The sequence below is a fragment of the Litoreibacter sp. GN1-5 genome (genome assembly GCF_055693805.1).
Window position 1 is genome coordinate 2,340,153 of the sequence record NZ_JBVFUP010000001.1, and the last position, 22,874, is coordinate 2,363,026.

Genomic DNA, 22,874 nt, shown 5'->3' on the forward strand with positions numbered 1-22,874 from the left:
ATGGTTCAAAACACCCAACCCAACCGCACCCGCGCCGACAAAGAGACGCTTCTGGCCAATATCGCGTTGCTTTATTACGGAGAGGGCCTGACCCAAAGCGAGATCGCCAAACGGATGCAGGTGTCGCGTGCGACGATCGTCAATATGCTGCGCGAAAGTCGGGATCGGGGGATCGTCGAAATCCGCGTCGACGGGAAACATCTAGCGTCATCTCATCTTGCCCGGGATTTGCGCGACAAATTCAATCTCCAGGATGTCTATGTCGCAACGGCAGACACCCGCGACGGGCCTCAATCAAGGCAAAGTTTGCTGCCTCAGGTGGGGCGTGTTGGTGCGGCAGCCTTGCTTGATATCATCGCGCCGGGCGACAGGGTTGGCGTTGCTTGGGGCGAAACGATTATGGCTGTATCCGATGTCATGCCCCGGTCATCCACCGAAGGCGTCGAAGTGTGCCAGCTTATCGGATCAATGAACTCAAGCCGCGTTCCGGCCTCAGAAAACTGTGCGATCCAGATCGCAGGTAAACTGGGCGCGAAGTGTTTTACACTACATGCACCCGGTATCGTGGCCACATCGGACATGGCAGAGGTATTTCGCAATGAAGTCACGATCAAAGAACAGCTGGCGCGGTTGTCACAACTGGACATGACCGTAGCATCAATCGGCAATGTATCTGGCGACACCCACCTCAAAGCCGCAGGCATGGCCACACAGGAAGAACTGGACGTCGCCCGCGCGCATGACGGTGTGGGAATTATTTGCTGCCGGTTTATCAATACGCATGGGGACGGTATCGCGGTGCCTCCCGACGACCGGCTAATCGCTGCAAAGCTGGATGATCTGCGCAACGCGCGCAAGAAACTATTGGTAGTCTGCGGGGAAGACAGGGCAGAAGCAACCTTGGGCGCGATCCAAGGCGGTCTCGTGACACATCTGTGCGTAGACGAAGCCCTCGGTCGAAAAATACTGCTTGGGTAGGTGGCAGGAGCCAGCCTGTCAAATGATGTGTGTGGTCATTCTTTGTTATAATCAATCCTCCAGTTTTCTATGATCTTCCGTGCTTAAGCGAGATTGCCAAAGATGTGTTCATTGGGCATTCGTTCCTCAGCCTGCCGTTGAATGGCTCTACAAAGGCATTCTGCGTCGGTTTTCCGGGTGCGATGTAGTGCCAATTGGCCCCCGTATCCTAGCGCCATCTCAAAAACAGCTTGCGATGTCATTTCAGTTCCGTTGTCGCTAACGATCATGCTCGGCTGGCCACGCCTGCAGATCAGCTCATCCAGTCGCGGGTCAGTCACCTGCCTGACAACGAGAGATCCAAGACAGTGGCTAGCGCTTCATGGGGTATTGCCAAGTTATTGGTGGCCGGTCGCACGATTGTTGTCACGGATGTTTAAGCAGCTATTTCGGCGGTGTATTCTGTCCATAGGCTGAAGGCATCGTTGCGGGCATGGCGATACGAGTGTGCTGTGATTTGATAACGGCAAGGGCGGAAGATGAAGTTGATCTGATCGTGCGCAGATAGAAACCTCTGGGTCTGCCGGTGTGATTTAAATTTGCCAATAATCTCCTCCTGTTTACGGTGGACCTATGCGAGACTTCGATGGCGTTGCTCAAACCTTTGTGCGCGCGATGGTTGGCTTGGAATGCAAGCGCACTGATAGGCCAATATAGCTGCGCAATTTGCCTGTAATGACAACTCACGGGTCACCAAATTAACTGATCAATCGTCGCAAGAAGTATATTGTAGCCTTTGCGTTTCGCTGCATTTAAACAATAATATCAAGCACATAGCTGTCTGCACTATTAGCACGCCACAACCAATGCTTCTTACCGTAGCTCGTAATAATGACTTCATCCAAAGGCCAATTTATCTTGTTGGGTTGCGGACGATCACGGCGGATGAATTGTGCGAAGTATTGACCAAAGCGATAGTACTTCCAGACGGTACAGGCAATGATTTCACTAGGGTAGCAAAACCCTTCAGCCGCAGCATATCACATGGGATTTTCATGCTACACTCTTACAAGTCAATCCTAGGCTGAACAACTTGGCAATACCAAACATGTTTGCCGATTATCTTTCCCTCCTTGGAGTTAGGCAGGTTGGAGGTCCGCGCCGGTGATCTCGGCAGATGCGACCAGTTTCTGGACGAATGTCCGGGCCTGCTGGGCCCAGGATGCCTTTTCCATGGCTTCTGCGATTTTCGGTTTCACCGTTTCAAATGGTAGCACTGCCCCCAAAGCGACGGCATTCATGCGCACGATGTGCCAACCATGCCGCGTCAGGATCGGTTGCAGAGTGATTTCGCCTTCATCGAGATTGCGCAGGATTGTTTCGAACTCTGGCACGGTGTCGCCCGGCGCAAGCTGGCCCAAGGTGCCGCCAGATGCTTTGGACCCACAGTCGCTTTCACGCGATGCAATCACAGCAAAGGTTTTGACGTCCTTGCCTACAATGGGAATCAAAGCCTCCGCCCGGTGCATGGCATCATTTTTGGCTTTTTCATCACGGGGATCACAGGCGCATAGGATGTGCGATACCTCCCACAAAGGTGGTGCGCGAAAACGGCTTGGGTCTTTCTCCCACTCCGCGTAGATCGCGTCGTCTTCTGGCGTCGTCGGATCGACGACGCTTTCAAGAAGACCCCTGATCTGGGCCTCCTCATTTGTTTCAAACTTGCCCGGTGCCACTTCCTGCGGTTCAGCAACCAAGGCGCGTGCATGCGCTTCTTGCAACAACAAGGTGCAGATCGCGACGGCATTAGCCGCCTTGCGCCAGGCAATGCCCGGCTTTCCAGCCGGTGCATCATGGTTTTGGGTCTCGGTCGCTACTGTTGTGTGCGGAACAGTCTCACCGTTAACGATCAAGTCGGGGAAAAATGCTGAATTCATCTGACTTACTCCGCTGGTGTCGACTTAGGCGCGCTGCGCTTCGGCAGTGCCTTGCCGCGACGTGACCGCACGATCTGATATCCGGGCCGTGTCAGGTATTTCACCGGCGCTGCAAAACCTGACACCATGTGCACCAACCGCGTGAACGGGAAGACCGCTGTGATAAGCAAGCCAAGGAAGATGTGCAGCTTATAAAGCCAGTGGACATCAACGACGGTGACCCACGCGTTTAGGTTCCAGGTGATGATACTTTGGGACCACGACATAAAGCGTACCATCTCGGACCCATCCATATGCTGGAGCGTCTGCGTGATGGTCAGCAGGCCGATTGCCAGCTGCAGCCAGATCAACACCATAATGGCGATGTCAGACCAACTGGAGTTCGCCCGGATCCGCGCATCTGTCAGGCGCCGATGCAAAAGCAACGCGCCCCCAACCAATGCGGCAATCCCCGCAGGACCGCCAATGATCACGGCCATCCATTGTTTCAGCGCGTAAGGTACGCCAAGTGCGTCTAGCACCCAGACCGGCGTGAACAGGCCAACTAAGTGCCCAAAGAAGATCGTGATGATCCCCACATGGAACAGGATAGACCCCCACATCAATTGCTTGCGACGCAAGAGCTGGCTTGAAGAACTTTTCCACGTGTACTGATCCCGGTCATACCGCGCGATAGAGCCGATAACCAAGATGGTCAGCGCCGCATATGGCATAATGCCGAAGATGATGAAGTCGATATCGAAATTCGCAAACATTTCGGTGTCTCCTTATTCTGCTGCGTGCTGGGGCGCAGGGTTCATGGGAAGATCCATCTGGGCAAGCATTTCGCGCGCCTGTGGACAGCCTGCATTCGGGTCCGGGCCAAAAAGCACTTCGCTCTCTTCCCAAACCTCATCGAGGGCTTCCAAATCAGTCGGGTCGTCGTCAGGTTGTGCCAACATCTCTGCCAAGGCTTCTTGGTCAGCTTTCACACCGGCCAGTTGAAGCAGGCTGGCGAACACGGCACCATAGGCACTCTCACGGCGCACCAAGCGGGCGTTCAGTGCTTCCAAGATATGGGCAGCATCCGCCAAGGTTTCCTGCGCCACCTCTGGGGACCGTGTGGCAAGGAATTCCAGCAAGACGGGTAGGTAATCGGGCAACTCTGATGTGATTGGATCGAACCCGCTTTCGCGGTAGGTTTCCACTAGCGACACCATCGCCCCACCCCGGTCACGGCTTTCACCGTGCACGTGTTCAAAGAGGTTGAGCGACAGGGTCCGCGACCGGTCGAAGAGCAGCACAAACTGTTCTTCGAGATCGTAGATGTCACGCCCGCTCAGCTCCTCCACCAGCGGGCGCAACGCCCGACGCGCTGCTGCTGTCAATCGCGTGTCCGAGGCGATGACGGCGCCTATCTCGGGCATGGCATGCTGCAGCTCGCGTGTCGGGTAACTCAGCAAGAGCGAGAATGCTTTCAAAGTGCAGTCCATATCACATTGCTTCCGTTGGCATTTTCAGGGTTTTTTTGAGCCACCGAAGAGAGAGCCTTTGGAAGATCCGCCACCACATCCGTTGGTATCGGTAAAGCCGCAGCCGCCGCGCAGGTCATAGGCTTCTTCGACCTGCTCACGGTGCGTTGTCGGAATGACAAAGCGGTCTTCGTAATCGGCAAGGGCCATGATCTTATACATGTCCTCAATCACGCGGCCCGATAGACCGACGCGCGCGGCGATACCTTCGTTGATCACGCCCTCGATGGTTTTCGAGCGCATGTAGGATCGCATCGCCAGCATCCGTTCCAACGCCGTGACCACGGGGGCTTCGTCGCCTGCGGTCAGCATGTTGGCAAGATATTTGACCGGGATACGCAGGTCTTTGACGTCTGGCATGCCTTCGCTGGTGCCAATGGCACCCGCCTCGGCGGCGTTCTGGATTGGGGACAACGGCGGGATATACCACACCATCGGCAAGGTCCGGTATTCAGGGTGCAGAGGAAAGGCGACTTTCCACTCCATCGCCATTTTCCAAATCGGGCTTTCTTGCGCCGCTTTGATCCAATCCACCGGGATACCGTCGGCGCGGGCTGTTTCGATCACAACAGGATCGTTGGGATCAAGAAACACCCCCAATTGGGCATCATAAAGGTCCTGTTCATCCTCCATATTCGCCGCATCTTCTATCTTGTCGGCATCATAAAGCATGACGCCCAAGTACCGGATGCGCCCGACGCAGGTTTCCGAACAGACCGTTGGATTGCCGCTTTCGATCCGAGGGTAGCACAGCGTGCATTTCTCGGATTTGCCGGATTCCCAGTTGTAGTAGATTTTCTTGTACGGGCAGCCTGACACACACATGCGCCAACCGCGACACTTTTCCTGGTCGATCAAAACGATGCCGTCTTCTTCGCGCTTATAGATCGCACCCGAAGGGCAGGATGACGCGCGGGCCGGGTTCAGGCAGTGCTCGCACAAACGGGGCAAATACATCATGAATGTATTCTCGTATTCGCCGTAGATTTCCTTCTGGATGCCTTCAAAGTTGTAGTCTTCCGACCGCTTCGAGAATTCACCGCCAAGGATTTCTTCCCAGTTTGGGCCCTTTTCGATCTTCTCGATCCGCTCGCCGGTGATCTTGGACCGGGGGCGTGCCGTCGGGAACGCCTCCATTTCTGGTGCAGACTTCAGGTGGTCATAGTCGAAATCAAACGGCTCATAATAGTCGTCAATTTCCGGCATCGCAGGGTTGGCAAAGATGTTGGACAAGATACGCCATTTGCTGCCCTGCTTGGGCTGCAGTTTACCCGCCTTGGTCCGTTCCCATCCACCTTTCCAACGCTCTTGGTTTTCCCAATCAGTCGGATAGCCAAGACCGGGTTTGGTTTCCACGTTGTTGAACCATGCGTATTCAACGCCGTCCCGGCTCGTCCAGACGTTTTTGCACGTGACAGAACAGGTATGGCACCCGATGCATTTATCGAGGTTCAGCACCATGCCTATTTGTGCGCGGATTCTCATGTCTCTGCCTCCTGTGCAGGTGCTTTCCAGCTCTCTTCTTTGTCGAGCCAGTCGACTTTCTTCATCTTGCGGATAACCACGAATTCATCCCGGTTTGCGCCCACGGTGCCGTAGTAGTTGAAGCCGTAAGACTGCTGAGCGTAGCCACCAATCATGTGGGTTGGTTTCAGCACGGTGCGGGTAACTGAGTTATGAATACCGCCGCGGTGCCCTGTCTTTTCAGAGCCGGGTGTATTCACGATCTTTTCTTGTGCGTGATACATGAAGGTCGTGCCTTCCTTGATCCGCTGGGACACCACCGCGCGCGCCGTCAAAGCGCCGTTGGTGTTGTAGACCTCGATCCAATCGTTGTCGGCGATACCGGCAGTTTTCGCATCCACCTCGGATATCCAGACCACCGGCCCACCCCGGTTAAGCGTCAGCATCAACAGGTTGTCGGTATAGGTCGAATGTATACCCCATTTCTGGTGCGGTGTGTTGAAGTTCAACACTAGGTTGTCGCCATCATCCTGCACGTCCTTGGTGATCGTTTTCAGATCAATCGGCGGACGATAGGACATAAAGCCTTCACCAAAGGCCAGCATCCAAAGGTGATCTTGATAGAGCTATTGTCGCCCGGTCAGGGTCCGCCATGGGATCAACTCGTGCACGTTCGTATAGCCCGCATTATAGCTGACCTTCTCGCTTTCGATGCCCGACCACGTCGGGCTAGAGATGATTTTGCGTGGCTGTGCGGCGATGTCATGGAACCGGATTTTGTTCCCGTGTTCACCTTCGGCGAGGTGCGCATGTTCGCGCCCTGTTGCTTTTTCCAGCGCTTCCCACGCTTTCACAGCGACATTGCCGTTCGTCTCGGGGGCGAGCATCAAAATGACTTCGCAGGCATCAATCGCACTTTCGATCTTGGGCCGGCCTGCCGCCGCACCATCCAGTTGCACACCATTCAACGCGCCCAGATTATCGATCTCTTCCTGCGTATTCCAAGTGATGCCCTTGCCGCCATTGCCTAGCTTGTCCATCATCGGCCCAAGGGCGGTGAAGCGGTCATAGATCGCGGTGTAATCCCGCTCGACGGCAATGTAGGCCGGGGCCGTCTTGCCGGGAATGAGGTCACATTCGCCTTTCTTCCAGTCTTTAACCTGATCCCGGGCAATCTCGGCAGGTGTATCGTGCAGGATCGGCAAGGCGACGATATCAGTCTCCTTGTCCAGATAGCCGGGTACAATTTCCTGGAACTTTTTAGCGATGGACTTGAAGATCTCCCAATCCGACTTGCTTTCATACGCCGGATCAACAGCTGCTTGCAGCGGGTGGATGAACGGGTGCATATCAGACGTGTTCATGTCGTCTTTTTCGTACCAAGACGCAGTTGGCAGAACGATGTCGGAATAGACCGCAGTGGTGGACATACGAAAATCGATGGTCACCAGAAGGTCCAGTTTGCCGCGCGGTGCATCTTCATGCCACTTGGCCTCTTTTGGCAGTTGTGCGCCATCTTCGCCTAAGTCCTTGCCCATGACACCGTTATCGGTGCCCAGTAGGTGCTTAAGGAAATATTCGTAGCCTTTGCCCGAGGACCCCAACAGGTTAGAGCGCCACACGAACAGGTTGCGCGGCCAGTTGGCAGGGTTGTCCGGGTCCTCGCAAGACATTTCCAGATCACCGGATTTCAGGTTCTCGGCAACATAGGCCGGGATTTCCTTGCCAGCTTCTTTCGCGGCCTTCGCCACCTCAAGCGGGTTGGTTTTCAGCTGTGGCGCAGAGGGCAACCAGCCCATACGCTCGGCCCGGATGTTGTAGTCAATCAGGCTGATGTCCCAATCACCCTCTGGCGCTGTGGGCGACAGGATTTCATCGGCTTTTAATGTCTCATAGCGCCACTGATCTGTGTGGGCATACCACGCAGAGGTAGAGTTCATGTGCCTCGGTGGACGGTTCCAATCGAGCGCAAAGGCCAGCGGCTGCCAACCCGTCTGCGGACGCAGCTTTTCTGTGGCCTACATAATGTGCCCAGCCACCGCCGGATTGTCCGACGCAGCCGCACATGACCAGCATGTTGATGACCCCACGATAGTTCATATCCATGTGGAACCAGTGGTTCATCGCAGCCCCGATGATGATCATCGACTTGCCTTTGGTTTTCTCGGCGTTATCTGCAAATTCACGGGCGACATGGGCGATCTTGTCGGCAGGGACGCCTGTGATCTTCTCGGCCCACGCAGGTGTGCCCGGCATCTCATCGGTATAGTCGGAAGTGACCCAGTCACCGCCAAGACCTCGATCAAGGCCGTAATTGGCGCAGAACAGGTCAAACACAGTTGCCACGGCGATCTCGCCATCGGCGGTCTTGACCTTCTTGACCGGGATGTTGCGGGTCAGAACGTCTGGGTGATCGGCGTCAGTCTCGAACTGTCCGTAGGCTTCACCGCCGAAATATGGGAAATCAACGCCGACCACCTCGTCATGGTCCTCTTCCAGAACGAAAGACATTTTCAGCTCTGTCTCGGCTGCGTTCGCCTTCTCTTCGAGGTTCCATTCACCGTATTCGCCCCAGCGATACCCGATCGATCCATTTGGCGCGACAAGGCTGCCCGACTTGCCATCAAAGGCGACAGTCTTCCATTCCGGGTTGTTGTCTTCACCCAGTTTGCCGTCCAGATCGTCAGCGCGCAGGAAGCGGCCGGGGATCAGCTTACCGTCTTTTTCTTCCAACTTCACCAGCATCGGGAAGTCGGAATACTTGCGAGTGTAATCCTCAAAATACTCGGACTGCCGGTCAAGGTGGAATTCGCGCAGGATCACGTGGCCGAAGGCCATGGCAAGCGCGGCATCAGTCCCCTGCTTGGCGTTCAGCCAGACGTCGCCGAATTTCGCGGCCTCGGAATAATCCGGGCAGATCACGGCGGATTTGGTACCTTTATAGCGGGCTTCGGTGTAGAAATGCGCGTCTGGTGTCCGTGTCTGTGGCACGTTCGAGCCCCAAAGCAGCAGATAACCAGAATTATACCAATCCGCACTTTCGGGCACGTCCGTCTGTTCACCCCATGTCATGGGAGAGGCTGGTGGCAGGTCGCAGTACCAGTCGTAGAAGGACATGCAAACGCCACCCAGCAAGCTGAGGTAACGCGAGCCAGCGGCGTAGGATACCATCGACATCGCAGGGATTGGCGAGAAGCCGAAGACGCGGTCAGGGCCGTATGTTTTGGCGGTGTACGCATTGGCCGCCGCCGTGATCTCGGTCGCTTCATCCCACGTGGCGCGGACAAAACCACCCTTGCCGCGGGTTTCGACATATGATGCGCGCAGGATTGGATCGGCTTGCAACTTGGTCCAAGCCTCAATCGGCTCCATCGTTTCGCGCATCTTGCGCCAGACCTTCATCAAGCGACCACGGACCAGCGGGTTCTTCACGCGGTTGGCGGAATAAAGATACCAGCTATAGCTTGCCCCACGGGCACAGCCACGTGGTTCGTGGTTGGGCAGATCAGCGCGGGTGCGCGGGTAATCTGTTTGTTGAGTTTCCTAGGTCACGATCCCGGATTTGACATAGATCTTCCAGCTGCATGAGCCTGTGCAGTTCACTCCGTGGGTCGAGCGCACAACTTTGTCGTGGCGCCAGCGGTTGCGATAGGTGTCTTCCCAATCGCGACCCTCATTTGTTGTCTTGCCGAAACCATCGGAAAACGTCTCAAGGTTTTTGGATTCCAGAAAGTTCAGTTTATCGAGCAGGTGGCTCATGTCTTTTCTCCTGTGAGAGTGATCCTGCCCCGGACGCGTGCCGGGGCAGGCAGGCGTGAGGTTTAAGGGTTCTCGACGTAGGCGTTGGGCCGTAGATAGAACCACCAGTTGATTGCGATACAGACGGCGTAGAAGACGGCAAAGCCGTATAGGGCGTATTCAGGGTGTCCCGCGCCCAGCTGTTCGCCGAACACTTTCGGGATAATGAATGCGCCGTAGGCTGCGACCGCTGCTGTCCAACCCAGTGCAGGGCCAGCCTGCTCTTTGTTGAAGACGACGGCGATGGTACGGAAGGTTGATCCGTTGCCGATACCGGTTGCCGCGAACAAGATCAGGAACAGACCCAGGAATGGATAGAAATACTGCTCTGGTGTCGCAGAAGAATAGGCTTGCTGGATGAAGTATGCGACACCCAGTGCAGAAGCGACCATCACGATGGAAATCCATTGTGTCACACGGGCTCCGCCCAGTTTGTCAGCCATCATACCACCGATGGGTCGGATCAACGCACCGATAAATGGCCCCATCCATGCAAACATCAGAGCCGACGGACCGTTAGGGTTCACAGTGTCGTGGGTCATCAGGCCGCCCACTTCGAGGTGACTGAAGCCAAAGAGCACTTTGATGGTCAGCGCCAGCGCGGCGGAGTAACCAATGAACGAGCCAAAGGTCATGGTGTAGATGACAGTCATGGCCCAAGTGTGCTTGTTGCCGAAAATCTGGTACTGACGGCTCAGGTTCTGGCCGACGGCACCGGGGATCATTTTCAGACCCAGAACGGTCAGCCCGATCACGATGGGCAGGACCAGCCACTTCGACAGGCCGATGCCGGATGTTGGCAAACCAGCCTCAGTGCCGGGCAACAACAACCAAAGGCCGAAGGCTGCAGTCAGAAAGCCAATCAACAGCATGCCGGTGATGGTTGCGAAAGCACCCAGTGGATTGGGAATATCCGGTGAGACATGTTCATCGCGAATGTTGTTTATCCCGATCCAACCGACGATGGTGAGGGGGACCAAGAACACCAACCATATCAGGCCCGCGTTCTGAATATATGTCTCGGTCCCAGCCGGAATTTTGCCGATCAAGGTCCCGGATGTGTTGACCAGCGTGCGGCTTTCACCTCCGAACAAGCCCATTGTCATCGCCAGAGGAATCAGGATCTGCATAGTGGTTACACCGAAGTTGCCCAGCCCCGCGCTCATCCCCAATGCATAGCCTTGGATCTTCTTTGGATAGAAGAAACTAATGTTTGACATTGAAGAGGAGAAGTTGCCGCCGCCGATACCGGACAAGAAGGCCAAGATTTGGAAGTACCACAGCGGTGTGTCAGGATCTTGCAGTGCCAAACCTGTTCCGACCGCCGGGATCATCAGCAACGCAGTGGTGAAAACGATGGTATTTCGCCCGCCTGCGATACGGATGAAGAAGGTTGACGGGATGCGGAGCGTTGCACCGGTTAGGCCGGCGATTGCACCTAGGGTAAAGAGGTCAGATTTCGCGAAGCCAAAGTCGAGGTTGACCATCTGAACGGTAATGATGCCCCAGTAAAGCCAAACCGCAAAGCCGCACAGCAACGACGGGATTGATATCCAAAGGTTGCGTGTGGCAATCGCCCTGCCTGTGGAGGACCAGTAACTGTCGTCCTCGATATTCCAGTCTCTTAGATCTTGTCCCACTTGTATTCTCCAAGATGAGGGGTGGGACGGACCACCGGGTGGCCCGCCTTATGCAATGCTTATTCAGCGGCCCGTGCACCGTTCTTCTGGGCGATTGCAGTCAGCACTTCTTCAAGAGCTGCATTCGCCTTTTCTGCCCGCGCCCGCAGAGTCTCGATATTGGCGGCGGCAAAGTTGGCACGCTCTTCGTCTTCCTGCCGGGTCGAGAACCGGACAAAGAAAGCCAGGAAGGATGCGCAGGTCACGACAACGCCGAGAATGAAGAAGGCCTCAGACCAATCGATGACGTTCTTGAACAAGAAGCCTGCAAGAACCGCACCTGCATTCCCGCCAGCCCCGACCACGCCGGCCACAGCACCCAACGCTTTTTTGTTGATGAACGGGACAACAGAATAGGTCGCGCCTTCGGCCATCTGCGTGAACAGTGAGAACACAATCAGGGATGGCAGGGCGAGGAACAGAACATTCATCTGACTAAAGACCATCAAGGCACAGCCTTCAAAGAACAGGCATATAAACAGCCAGAACGCCCGCCCTTTCAGTCCCCAATTCCAAACGTAAGGACAGCACATGATCGCGAGAAGTACGAAATCGTCATAGACTTGTGAATTCACCACTTCATCCGGCAATGCACAGCATCAGAGTTCAACCCGACCGCACAAAAGAGCCGCAAGCTCGCAAAACTCAAGCCGATATTGCTAACCTCAGGATAACAAGGCGGACGGCTCGCCGACTCTCATGAAAAATCGAACCTCTAGCTTGCAGAACCGCATCAAAACCATCCGACGTTTCACAGCTATTCCTTGCGGATTACGCCTGTGATTGCAGCCGCACCCAAGGCCGTCACGATCCAGCCTATCGCTTTTGCGAACCATCTGATCCACCATCCTGTTTTGCCCCATGGCGAGCGGGATGTGGAGGGCGCCCATGCGCTTTCCTGCCCCAGTGACACCAGCGGGATAGCCAGATCAGCCGCATATGCTATTGCGTTGAACGTCTCCCAATCCTGACCGCCCTGCCCTTCGGATGCCCAGAATGCACCGGGATTGTCCGGATGGCTTTTCGTGGCCGCGACCCAATCTGTCGAGACCAGAATTGGTGCTGCATTCGGGGTCATGTCACCGGCCCGCCAGGCCTGCTCAAAGAAAACACCCAGTCCTGCGATTAAAATCAATGCAACGACAACCGCGCGGCCGGGGCGGTAGCCATACCCGATGGTCCAGCGCAGCATGATATCCAACAACCAGGATCCAAAACGCCGAACCCGACTGCTGCCACGGACATCCAGAAGTCTGCGGTGTTCTGCACGCAGGCGTTTTTCTTTGTTCATCAAAACCGTGCGGGCATCATTGCGATGCCCCATATTGATTAGAACGCTGGCCAGTTGCTCATAGGGTTGGGCGGTGAATTGCGTATCTTCCGGGCGCCGTTCGAGCCAATCCAGTCGGGCCTTGATATTCGTGTCGGCGTGGCGGGAAAAATCGGTGTAGCGAAAGCCATCAAGCCGCACAGGGTAGGCTGCACCGGGGCCGACAGGTTCGTCCTTCAGGCGGCCAACATCCGCCCCGGCAAGGTTCACGATACCGCGCGAAATCTGGTTGTCCTGTAAAAACAGAATACCACCGATACGCGCCCGCGCAAGACTGAGCGCCATGTCATGGCCATGTTCCTCGGTCGCGCCAAAAACCAGCGACCCGACACCATTCTCGGCCAGGCTGACGGACGTATTGGTCAGAAAGAAATCATGCTCGACCCGCGTTGAGGAAAAGAACAGCAGCCCTTGCGATACCAGATTTGTGACCCCGTCCGCATAAGGGTAATTGCCAAGAAAGGCAGAGCCTTCCACCCGAAGCGATGGCGCGAAGATGGCGTCTTGTGCTGGGCTTTCGAGGATTGCGTCGCAAACTTGCAAATCCCCGGTGATACGCGCGCCCGCAAGGCTGATTTCGCCAACCACATGGGTGGCCCCCCTGATGTAGACAGACCCGGAAAACGCGGCGTTATCGGCAGACAGATCGCTCATGTGGCAGCCTGAGATATGTAGCCCCCTGAGCCGCGCGTTCACCATGTTGATCGGATCACCAAGATAGCACTGAGACAGGGAGATATCCCGGTCGCAGTCACATCCCTGCAAGTCCAGCGAGCCAGTAATCCATGCCCCACGCAGGCGGATACCTTTGTCATGCAACGCCACATGATCGCTGAGCAAAAGCAGTCGGATCAGGTCAGATCGGATAGTTCGGTCCGGGCTGGCCTTTACCGGCAGATCACCATCGCCGATGATAATACGATCAGGCGTGTGACAGGCCGCGACCAATTTTTCCTCGGCCGGGGAAAGTGGGGCAAAATCATCCAATGAAATCATACGCCAAGCGTGGCATGGGGCGTCAGGCCATGCAAGCGTCATGGGCCAGACCTATGGCCCCATATTCTAGGCGTAATTCACTGCAAGTCTCAACTTTGGCATTAGGAACCCCTATTCGCTGTTTGGTATGATTTGTATTAAGTTGACGTTGTCCATGTTCAAGCCGGAGAACCGCACATGGAATGCAAAACTGTATGCACCAGAAAACCCGGTCAGGGTCTGAAACCAATGGGGTCTATGCCCATAATATTGCTCAGGCGTCCAATACGCATCAAAACCGTGACCGGGGAAATCGCGTTGGTCATTGCCATATGTTGTCAACTGGGTTGTGAACACATTGACTTGAAATTCGTGATGCCGGAACCAGTCGGCCATCAAGACAGGATTTTCCAGCGTTGTAATCACACGGAACAGGCAGACTGACAGGGCCCGTGGACTCTCTGGCTTTTGCCAATCAAACGCCAGCATATCCACTACGGCTTTTGTCTGTTCGCTGTCTTCCAGACAGGACATCGCATCTGGGTGAGCCTCAATGACCTCACTGTATTTGGACCATTGCGGATGGTTTTCATCCATAAGTCTTATGAGGCTGTAAGGTGTTGTTGCCTGCGTCGTCAATTTGTCGCGCGGAATTAGGAAAGCGCTGCGATCCGTAGGCGTATCTGGAAGCGTTATCCACGGGGGTGGGGGTACATAGTCGTCTTCCGAATTGCTCTGCGCGATAGCAGGCGATAACAAAGCACTTACTGCAGCGACCACAGCAAAGGAGGTCTTAAGGGAGTTTATAAAGTGCATTCTAATGGTCCCCCCAACCTTCGGCCTGCATTTCCATAAGGCGCGATGCGGTTCGCTCAAACTCGAACGCGCCTTCGCCTTCCAGATATAACCGCTTGGGCACATCCGCTGCTGAACATATCAGGCGCGTTTTGGCCTCATATAGCGCATCAATCAGGGTGACAAACCGTTTTGCCTCGTTGAAATTGTTGCGTGACAGGCAAGGGATGTTTTCCAGCACCAGAACCCTGACCGCATCTGCTACGGCCAGATAATCTGCCGGACCAAGGGGCTTGCCGCACAGATCAAAAAAACTGGCGCGGGCGGCACCATTATGGAACGCGGGCAGGACCACTTGCCGTCCTTTGACGGTCAGGGTCAACGGCGCGTCCGAGCCACCGGTCAGCGCGTTCCAGATGATATCAATCTGCGCGCGGGCTTTTGCATCTGCCGGGGCAAAGTAAACCTGTTCCCCGGCAAGACGGTCCTGCCTGTAATCAGTGTGTGCGATCAGTTCGTGAACGACCAGCCGATCCTTGATCAGGGCTATAAAGGGCAGGAACAGATTGCGGTTCAGACCATCTTTATAAAGGTCATCCGGCACGCGGTTTGAGGTCGTGACCACCACCACACCGGCGTTGAACAATTGCTCAAACAGCCGCCCGACAATCATTGCGTCAGTAATGTCAGTGATCTGCATCTCGTCGAAACATAGCAGCCGTACCTGACTGATTATTCCTTCAGCAACAGGCAGGATAGCGTCATCCACTTCGGTTTTGCGGGCCTCGTGCAAAGCCGTATGAACCTCTTGCATGAAGACATGAAAATGCACGCGGCGCTTTTTGGGCTCCTCGACATGATCGAAGAACAAATCCATCAGCATCGACTTGCCACGCCCGACACCGCCCCACAGATAGAGCCCGCGTATAGGGGGCACGTCTTCCGAAAACAGGCTGCTGAACAGACCTTTCTTCGCAGGTCGGGCTGACAGGGCTGTTTGTATGTCTTCGAAAAATGGCAAAGCCTCGCGCTGGGCGTCGTCCGGGGTTAGGGCCCCGGCCTGAACTTTGGCTTCATAGATGTCAGATAACGTACGGGTCATGGGTTTCGTGTTTACGATTGCATCAGCCATAAGGAAAGCTGATCTGACAGTCCATAATTCATGAATTGACCCTGCACCGATTTTGACCCAGCGTGACGGGATGACAAGCAAAAACGCATCCCTGATTACCCCCGTTCTGGTGGGCGGTTGCATAATCATGATGCTGGGCTTCGCGATCCGGGCAAGTTTCGGCGTGTTCCAGATCCCTATAGCGCAGGAATTCGGCTGGCCCCGTGCGGAATTCTCGCTGGCGATTGCCATTCAGAATCTGGCCTGGGGGATTGGTCAGCCGATCTTTGGCGCGATTGCAGAAAAACTGGGGGACCGAAAGGCGATTATCGCGGGCGCGCTGCTTTATGCGGCGGGGTTGGTTTTGTCATCTTTTGCCACGACCCCCGGCGCGCACCAGTTTCTGGAAATCCTAGTGGGGTTCGGGATTGCCGGCACCGGGTTCGGTGTGATCCTTGCCATCGTGGGCCGCGCTGCCTCGGACGAGAACCGGTCCATGGCGCTGGGTATTGCCACCGCTGCCGGATCCGCCGGGCAGGTGTTCGGCGCACCTTTGGCCGAGCTGCTTCTGGGCTTTTTCACATGGCAGACGGTGTTTCTGATTTTCGCAGGTATCATGCTGGCATCGCTTTTCGCGCTGCCGATGATGCGCGCACCGATCACTGCAAACAAAACAGAGCTTGAAGAGAGCATGGGGGTCGTCCTGAAGCGCGCCTTCAAGGATCCATCCTATATGATGATCTTTCTGGGCTTCTTTTCCTGTGGCTATCAACTGGCCTTTATCACGGCGCATTTTCCGGCCTTTGTGACCGAGGTATGCGGCCCCATTGCGCCCGGCGGGTTTCTGGCGGGGATGGGGATCACCACAACCTCGGCCCTTGGGGCCATGTCCATTGCGCTGATCGGGCTTGCCAATATCGGCGGTACAATTCTGGCGGGGTATCTGGGCAAACGCTATAGCAAGAAGTACCTGCTGGCGGGCATCTATACGGCGCGCACGATTGTGGCAGCGCTGTTTATTCTGACCCCGATGACACCCGCTACAGTCATTCTGTTCAGCCTTGCCATGGGATCATTGTGGCTGGCCACTGTGCCCCTGACCAGCGGGCTTGTCGCCCATATCTACGGGTTACGGTACATGGGGACGCTTTACGGGATCGTGTTCTTTTCTCACCAGCTTGGGTCGTTCCTTGGCGTCTGGCTAGGCGGGCAGCTTTATGACATCACAGGCGACTATACGTTTGTATGGTGGGTTGGCATCGGCGTTGGGGCATTCAGCGCGATTGTACACCTGCCTGTGCGTGAAAAACCTTGGGCCGCAGCGCATCAGCTTGCTTAGGGCGTAAAGACCGGGAACCAGTCTTCGCGTAGCCGTTGGCCCTGCGCCATGCCATGGCCGGGAAACGGCGGAGACGTCCTGCCCGGACGCTCTACGTATCTTGCATCATCGCCGACCCAACGCAAAGACAACGCGCGCCTGCGGTGTTGGGCAAAATTTCCACGTGCCCCATGGGCAGTGCGATAATCAAACAGTACCACGTCGCCCGGTTGCATCGGCCATTCCAATACGCGCAAATCAGCGGGATTTGCATCCGGGTCAGGCACCGGGGTCCAATCCTGTGGACCGTCATAGAAATCACTGTCATCGGCCCAACTAACCGGGCGGACCATCTTGTCCCATTTATGAGACCCCGCGATAAAGCGCAGGCTGGCCTGCTCGACCGGGTCGATGGGAATCCACAGGCTGACGGTTTGCTGGCCTTCAACGAAATAATATGGCGCGTCCTGATGCCATGGGGTGGGTTTGGGCGTACCGGGTTCCTTGACCAGTACATGGTCATGAAAGAACTGCGCGGTTTCAGACCCCATGGCCCGCGCGGCAAGTTTGGCCGCAGGGCTTTCGCGCACGATCCGCCCGAATTCAGGGATGCGGGTCCAGTTGCAATAATCGTCGAAAAAGCGCCCTTCTGTCACAGAATTCTCGGAGGCATATTCGCCCGGCTCTGCCATATTTCGGGCGATACCGTCTGCGATCACATCAACCCAGTCGGCGAATACACCAGGCACCATAACCGCGCCATCGCGTTGGAACGCTTCTATTTGCGTGTCGGTGATCATCGGTTTCTCCATGTATTCAGGATATAGCGGCTGGTTATCAGATCCAGATGCGCGCCGCCGCCATTTTTGGCGATTGTGATTTCCTCGGCCGTGTGGCGTCGGAAGAGATCGGGTTGGTAAAAATCAGCGATTACATCGTCGCGGCTGATCTCGCCCGCTCTTAGTGGTATTTTCAACTCGCCTATATGATCAAGGGTCGTGTCGAAACTATCGACGAAAAGGCGCGCACGGGTCAGGGCGGTGGTATCTACCTCGCGCATATCGGGGCGGTAGGCGCCGATCAGGTCCAGATGCTGGCCGGGACGCAACCAGTCGCCCTTGATGACAGCTTCCCGAGACATGGTGGCGGTGCAGATGATATCAGCCTGCGCTACGGCTTCGGGCAGGTTAGTGGTGTGGGTCAAACCACGGGCCTGCGCGAGTTGTGCTGCCTTGTCCGATGTGCGGTTCCAAACTGTGAAATCTGCCTGCGGAAACGCGCTGCGATAGGCATCGATCATCGTGCTGCTCACAGTTCCGGCACCGACAAGCAGGATGTTTTGCACATTGGGCGGCGCAAGTCGTTTCGCCGATAGAAGCAGAATCTGCGGCGGTTTTCCATTTCGTCACCAGATGAAAATCGATCATTGCCTCAAGCTGGCCAGTCTCGTCAGAGAACAGGCAGACCGCACCATTGACATTAGGCAGGCCCTTCGCGGCATTTTGCGGGAAGACCGTGACAGTCTTGACCAGTTGGCCAAGGCCGGTGATCCACGCCGCGCGCGGCAATAACGTGTCGTCCCCCCGGTAGAGAAAGCCATCATTCACCTGCGCTTTGGGCAATCTATGCCCGGCTTCCAGCGCGCCTGTCAGACCCGCCCAGTCCAAAAGCGGATCGCAGGCTTCAAAACCTATAACCTCAAAGCCCTGCATCGGCCTTACTGAGCAAACCGTGATCAACCAAAGCTTCTGCCCAGCCATCCGACCCTTCAAAGAGATGCGCCTGCCATCCCCGCGCCTGTGCTGCGGTTATGTTGTCCACCCGGTCATCAGCAAAGAGCAGGCTTTCGGGCGGTAATCCGCAATCCTGCTCAACCATCTCGTAAATCGCAGGGTCTGGTTTGATGACTTGCATATGACCCGAGATATAGCGGCGGTCGAATTCCCCCAGAAACGGGTATTGGGTTTCAGCGTAGGCGAAGCTTTCAATACCGAAATTGGAAAGCGCAAAGACCGGAACGCCTTTTTCGCGCAGCGCGCGCAGCAGGTTCAAAGACTGTGGGATCGCGGGACTGGCCATCTTGATCCATTCGTCATGCCACATGCGGATCTCGGCGCGCCACTTTGGGTAAACTTCAGCGGTTTCATAGATGGTTTCCCTGAAGGGGCCGCCCATATCGATCACGTCGTTCATGCCGTGCAGATCAACTTCGGCAAACATGGCCTTACGGCGGTCTTCACCGATGACCGCATCATAATGCCGCTCGGGCTGCCATTCGATCAGGACATTACCGATGTCAAAGATAACAGCCTGAATGGTCATGTGTTAAGCCCGTAAAGAGCTTCAGCGTGGAAGGCGATATGATCTTCCATGAAGGTGGATACAAAGAAATAGGAATGATCATAGCCCGGCTGCATCCTGAAAATGGCTTGCTGACGGCGCGTTGCCATAGCTTTGGCCAAGGCTTCGGGCATCAGCAGATCAAGGAACTGATCCGTTGTTCCCATATCAATCAGGACCGGGCCATCGAAACCTTTATCCTGCATCAAGAGGGTTGCATCATATTCTGCCCATTTACTTTCATCCGTACCCAGATATGCGCTCAGTTGTTTGCGGCCCCAGTCAGATTTCGTGGGATGGCAAATCGGTGAAAACGCCGACACACTGGCAAACCGGCCAGGGTGAGTCATGGCGATGGTCAGCGCCCCATGTCCGCCCATGGAATGGCCGGTGATGCTTTCACGTGTTTCATCAATTGCAAAATTGTTAAATATTACAGTGCTGAGTTCGCGGGTGATGTAGTCATACATCTGAAAATGCGGGGCCCACGGGGCCTGCGTGGCGTTGACGTAAAAGCCGGCACCTTGGCCCAGATCAAAAGCCTCGTCATCAGCCACAGCGTCACCACGCGGCGAGGTGTCGGGAAAGACCAGCGCGATGCCATGTTCCGCCGCCCAGCATTGCGCACCGGCTTTCACCATCGCGTTTTCATGGGTGCAGGTCAGGCCAGAGAGATACCACAGAACCGGGACCGGACCGTCCTGCGCTTCGGCTGGTAGAAACAGGCCAAACGTCATGTCGCAGGCGCAGGCAGTCGAAGCGTGAGAATAGACGCCTTGGACGCCCCCGAAACATGCGTTTTCCGATAGAGTTTCCATAGCGTAGCCCTTTCAATACTTATGAAAGGGCTACCGCGTGATGTGTTTGATCACAAGAGATATGGCTGTGCAAAGTCGTCAGGATCAGAAGAAATCAATCTGCCCTGCCAAGGAATTGATATCGATGTTGCCGTTCAGGGTGATGCTGTTTCCATCCCCGAAATCGAGAACATAATTCCCGCCCTCCTGACGGCCATACGTGTCAAGAACCTGTTGTGCGCTGAGTGTACCGGTCCAATTGCCATCGTTCAGCCGCAGCCTGTCATCGTCAGCAACAAGAAAGTCTTCGATGACATCCTGTCCGCCATTCGTATCATACACGAATATATCTGCGCCGCCGCGACCCTCAAGCGTGTCATCGCCTTTTGCACCGCGCAGTATGTTTGCCCCATTGTCCCCGCGCAGGGTATCATCAGCCCTGTTTGAGCCATAGAGGTTCTCGATACTAACGTAGGTATCGGCGCTGGAATTAGCACCGGTCAGAAGGTCGACTGTTACGCCAGATTTATGGCCCCAGTAGGACGCGGTATCAATTCCGTCACCACCATTGAACGTATCGCGGCCACTTTCGTCGCGCAGGTAATCATCGCCCGCGCCACCTTCAAGAATATCGGTGCCAGAGCCGCCATAGAGCCGATCTTCACCTGCTCCGCCTTCCAGCCGGTCGTTACCTTTGCCACCTTCCAGTCGGTCATTCCCATCTCGGCCTTCAAGCGTGTCGTTGCCACCTGCACCACGAAGCCGGTTGTCATTATTGTCGCCACGCAAAGTGTCATCTGCAATGTCTGACCCCAGCAGATTTTCAATACTGCTATAAGTATCCGCGCTGGAGTTAGCACCGGTTAAAAGATCGGCAGTCACACCGGCTTTGTGGCCCCAATAAGACACAGTATCGTTCCCAAGGCCGCCGTTAAACGTATCCCGCCCACTTTCGTCGCGCAAATAGTCATCGCCGATGCCACCTTCAAGAATATCATTTCCCGAACCGCCATAGAGCCGATCCTCACCTGCACCACCGTCCAGTCGGTCGTTGCCGTCCTCGCCTTCCAGCCGGTCATTCCCGTCTCGGCCTTCAAGCGTGTCATTGCCACCTGCACCACGAAGCCGGTTGTCATTATTGTCGCCGCGCAACGTGTCATCTGCAATGTCTGACCCCATCAGATTTTCAATATTGCTATATGTATCCGCGTTGGAATTCGCACCAGTCAGAAGGTCAACTGTTACGCCAGATGTATGACCATAGTAGGACACCGTATCAATTCCAATGCCACCACTGAACGTAGTCTGGCCGCTTTCGTCGCGCAAATAGTCATCGCCGATGCCACCTTCAAGAATATCGGTGCCAGAGCCGCCATAAAGCCTGTCGTTGCCATTGCCGCCTGTAAGCGTGTCATTCCCGGATCGACCATAAAGACGGTCATTGTCATTACCACCAGAAAGCTGGTCATTGCCCACACCTCCGTCAAGCCGGTCATCATCGTTGCCGCCTTCCAGAATATCATTGCCCGCGTCGCCCTCTAGTCGGTCCTCGCCATTACCGCCTGAAAGCTCATCATTACCTGCACCACCATTCAGGATGTCAGTCCCATTCGCACCTTCAAGGCGATCATCACCCCCAAGACCGTTCAGCTCATCGTTACCTTGGAAGCCTTCGATAATGTCATCACCTTCTGTTCCGTTGAGAACATCATCACCCACTGTCCCTTCAATTGGAGCAGCGCTAGCTTCCACGGCAGGTAACTGACCCCCAAGTGCGGGCGATATTGCGTCCACCTTATTGCGGTTCACAGTGTTCCAGTCATCGGCCAGAATACCACCCGTATCACCGGAATTCGGGTTCCAGGACCAGTAGGTGAAGCTAAGCCCGTTTTCTTCCAGATATGGGATGAATTCTTGAACCCATGCGATGTCTTTCGGATCTTCAAATTTCGACCCGAACTCACCCACCAGAACGGGGGCAATGCCTTCCTTGGCGATATAACCGAAATTTCTGTCCCAGACTTCCTGTAGGTTGTCAGGGAAATTCGGGTCCGAGAACCAGGGTTGGCTGTAGATCGAGTTAGGGTATGCGTGGGGCGAATAGACCAGTTTGTCTGTCTGCGTCAGTCGGATTGGGTTATCGGCAACACCTTTGAGGTTCCCACCCCACCAATAATCCCCGCCGATACCTTCTACGATCACCAGGACCTCGGGGTTTATATTATGAATTGCAGCAATTGCAGCCTCCGCGCCCAGACGCCAATCGGTTGCAGCATCCCCGCTGCCCCAGCTGGCGCTATGCGGCTCGTTCGACAAATCGAAACCTACGACGGTTGGATTGTCTTTGTAACGCTCGGCCAGCGCGACCCAGTCGTCAATCCATTCCTGTTGGGTATAGCCTTCGCCATACCAAAGACCGTTGCCCGATGCGCCATCACCGGCGGCGTTGCGGTGGTTATCAAGAATAATCCGCATGCCGATTTCTTCGGCATACCCGACAATCTTGTCCATCACCTCGACAGATGACAAACCGGCGAGATCAGGATTGATCTGGTAGTTGATGTCAGTTGGCGTTGCCCCATCCCGCAATGCATCATTTGAGAACGGCAGACGAATAGTGTTGAAACCTTCATCCACCATCTGATCCATCATGTCCTGCCAATTGCGTGCGAACAGACCATCGGGTGAATACCGGGCAGTTTCACCCCCGAACCAGTTTACACCGGTAATTTTTACAACATTTCCTTCATCATCGATGATGTCGGAACCACGGGTTGAAAACCATCCTGTCTTGGGCATTTTGCTTAACCATCATTGTTTTTTTCAAATACTGAACAAACTCAAAACACATTTTTGTCAAAT

The 22,874-nt window shown here is 55.2% G+C and carries 15 protein-coding genes and 4 pseudogenes; 2 read left to right on the plus strand and 17 right to left on the minus strand.

Annotated elements, in window-relative coordinates; all coding sequences use genetic code 11:
* Window positions 1–978, plus strand: coding sequence for a sugar-binding transcriptional regulator (locus ACZ1HF_RS11660; protein WP_472657664.1), 978 nt, complete (start codon window positions 1–3; stop codon window positions 976–978).
* A gap of 67 nt (window positions 979–1,045) precedes the next feature.
* Here ACZ1HF_RS11660 and ACZ1HF_RS11665 read toward each other — a convergent pair.
* The 12 genes and pseudogenes from ACZ1HF_RS11665 to zapE form a co-directional block, all read right to left on the minus strand.
* Window positions 1,046–1,168, minus strand: a pseudogene (locus tag ACZ1HF_RS11665) (integrase core domain-containing protein); the annotation flags it as partial.
* Between the two features lie 225 nt (window positions 1,169–1,393).
* Window positions 1,394–1,961, minus strand: a pseudogene (locus ACZ1HF_RS11670) (IS6 family transposase).
* Between the two features lie 135 nt (window positions 1,962–2,096).
* On the minus strand, window positions 2,097–2,894 hold the full coding sequence (locus ACZ1HF_RS11675; RefSeq protein ID WP_472657665.1) for a peptidylprolyl isomerase: 798 nt from the start codon (window positions 2,892–2,894) through the stop codon (window positions 2,097–2,099).
* 5 nt (window positions 2,895–2,899) lie between these two features.
* Window positions 2,900–3,649 (minus strand): respiratory nitrate reductase subunit gamma, encoded by a 750-nt coding sequence (gene narI, locus ACZ1HF_RS11680; protein ID WP_472657666.1) that lies wholly within the window; start codon window positions 3,647–3,649, stop codon window positions 2,900–2,902.
* 12 nt (window positions 3,650–3,661) lie between these two features.
* Entirely contained in the window at window positions 3,662–4,366 is a 705-nt protein-coding gene (narJ, locus tag ACZ1HF_RS11685; RefSeq protein ID WP_472657667.1) for a nitrate reductase molybdenum cofactor assembly chaperone, read from the minus strand.
* Between the two features lie 24 nt (window positions 4,367–4,390).
* The gene (gene narH / locus ACZ1HF_RS11690) at window positions 4,391–5,890 is read right to left on the minus strand and encodes a nitrate reductase subunit beta (RefSeq protein WP_472657668.1); all 1,500 of its coding nucleotides are present in this window, start codon (window positions 5,888–5,890) and stop codon (window positions 4,391–4,393) included.
* A pseudogene (locus ACZ1HF_RS11695) lies at window positions 5,887–9,628 on the minus strand (nitrate reductase subunit alpha). Before ACZ1HF_RS11695 ends, narH begins: the two are co-directional and overlap by 4 nt.
* Before the next feature lie 62 nt (window positions 9,629–9,690).
* Window positions 9,691–11,307: an MFS transporter gene (locus ACZ1HF_RS11700; RefSeq protein WP_472657669.1), complete on the minus strand. Its 1,617-nt coding sequence runs from the start codon at window positions 11,305–11,307 to the stop codon at window positions 9,691–9,693.
* A 59-nt stretch (window positions 11,308–11,366) separates the two neighbouring features.
* Complete coding sequence (locus ACZ1HF_RS11705; protein ID WP_472657670.1) at window positions 11,367–11,921, minus strand: hypothetical protein; 555 nt, start codon at window positions 11,919–11,921, stop codon at window positions 11,367–11,369.
* A 182-nt stretch (window positions 11,922–12,103) separates the two neighbouring features.
* Window positions 12,104–13,714: a hypothetical protein gene (locus tag ACZ1HF_RS11710; protein WP_472657671.1), complete on the minus strand. Its 1,611-nt coding sequence runs from the start codon at window positions 13,712–13,714 to the stop codon at window positions 12,104–12,106.
* A 69-nt stretch (window positions 13,715–13,783) separates the two neighbouring features.
* Window positions 13,784–14,467 (minus strand): hypothetical protein, encoded by a 684-nt coding sequence (locus ACZ1HF_RS11715; RefSeq protein WP_472657672.1) that lies wholly within the window; start codon window positions 14,465–14,467, stop codon window positions 13,784–13,786.
* Between the two features lies 1 nt (window position 14,468).
* The gene (zapE, locus tag ACZ1HF_RS11720; protein ID WP_472657673.1) at window positions 14,469–15,548 is read right to left on the minus strand and encodes a cell division protein ZapE; all 1,080 of its coding nucleotides are present in this window, start codon (window positions 15,546–15,548) and stop codon (window positions 14,469–14,471) included.
* A gap of 100 nt (window positions 15,549–15,648) precedes the next feature.
* On the opposite strand from zapE, the gene ACZ1HF_RS11725 reads away from it, so the two are divergent.
* Window positions 15,649–16,896, plus strand: a complete 1,248-nt coding sequence (locus tag ACZ1HF_RS11725; RefSeq protein WP_472657674.1) for an MFS transporter — start codon at window positions 15,649–15,651, stop codon at window positions 16,894–16,896.
* On the opposite strand, the gene ACZ1HF_RS11730 is transcribed toward ACZ1HF_RS11725, so the two are convergent.
* The 5 genes and pseudogenes from ACZ1HF_RS11730 to ACZ1HF_RS11750 all read right to left on the minus strand — a co-directional run bounded on the left by ACZ1HF_RS11730 (window position 16,893) and on the right by ACZ1HF_RS11750 (window position 22,811).
* A complete protein-coding gene (locus ACZ1HF_RS11730) occupies window positions 16,893–17,687 on the minus strand; it encodes a phytanoyl-CoA dioxygenase family protein (RefSeq protein ID WP_472657675.1) in 795 nt (264 codons plus the stop codon). The two genes, ACZ1HF_RS11725 and ACZ1HF_RS11730, sit on opposite strands and share 4 nt — an antisense overlap.
* Window positions 17,672–18,587: pseudogene (locus ACZ1HF_RS11735) on the minus strand (ornithine cyclodeaminase family protein). Before ACZ1HF_RS11735 ends, ACZ1HF_RS11730 begins: the two are co-directional and overlap by 16 nt.
* Window positions 18,574–19,197: an HAD family hydrolase gene (locus tag ACZ1HF_RS11740; protein ID WP_472657676.1), complete on the minus strand. Its 624-nt coding sequence runs from the start codon at window positions 19,195–19,197 to the stop codon at window positions 18,574–18,576. The pseudogene ACZ1HF_RS11735 and the gene ACZ1HF_RS11740 overlap by 14 nt, the downstream one beginning before the upstream one ends.
* The gene (gene fghA / locus ACZ1HF_RS11745) at window positions 19,194–20,033 is read right to left on the minus strand and encodes an S-formylglutathione hydrolase (RefSeq protein WP_472657678.1); all 840 of its coding nucleotides are present in this window, start codon (window positions 20,031–20,033) and stop codon (window positions 19,194–19,196) included. The genes ACZ1HF_RS11740 and fghA overlap by 4 nt, the downstream gene beginning before the upstream one ends.
* A gap of 84 nt (window positions 20,034–20,117) precedes the next feature.
* Window positions 20,118–22,811 carry a cellulase family glycosylhydrolase gene (locus tag ACZ1HF_RS11750; protein ID WP_472657679.1) on the minus strand — a complete coding sequence of 898 codons (2,694 nt, stop codon included), beginning with the start codon at window positions 22,809–22,811 and terminating at the stop codon, window positions 20,118–20,120.
* Between the last annotated feature and the right edge of the window lie 63 nt (window positions 22,812–22,874).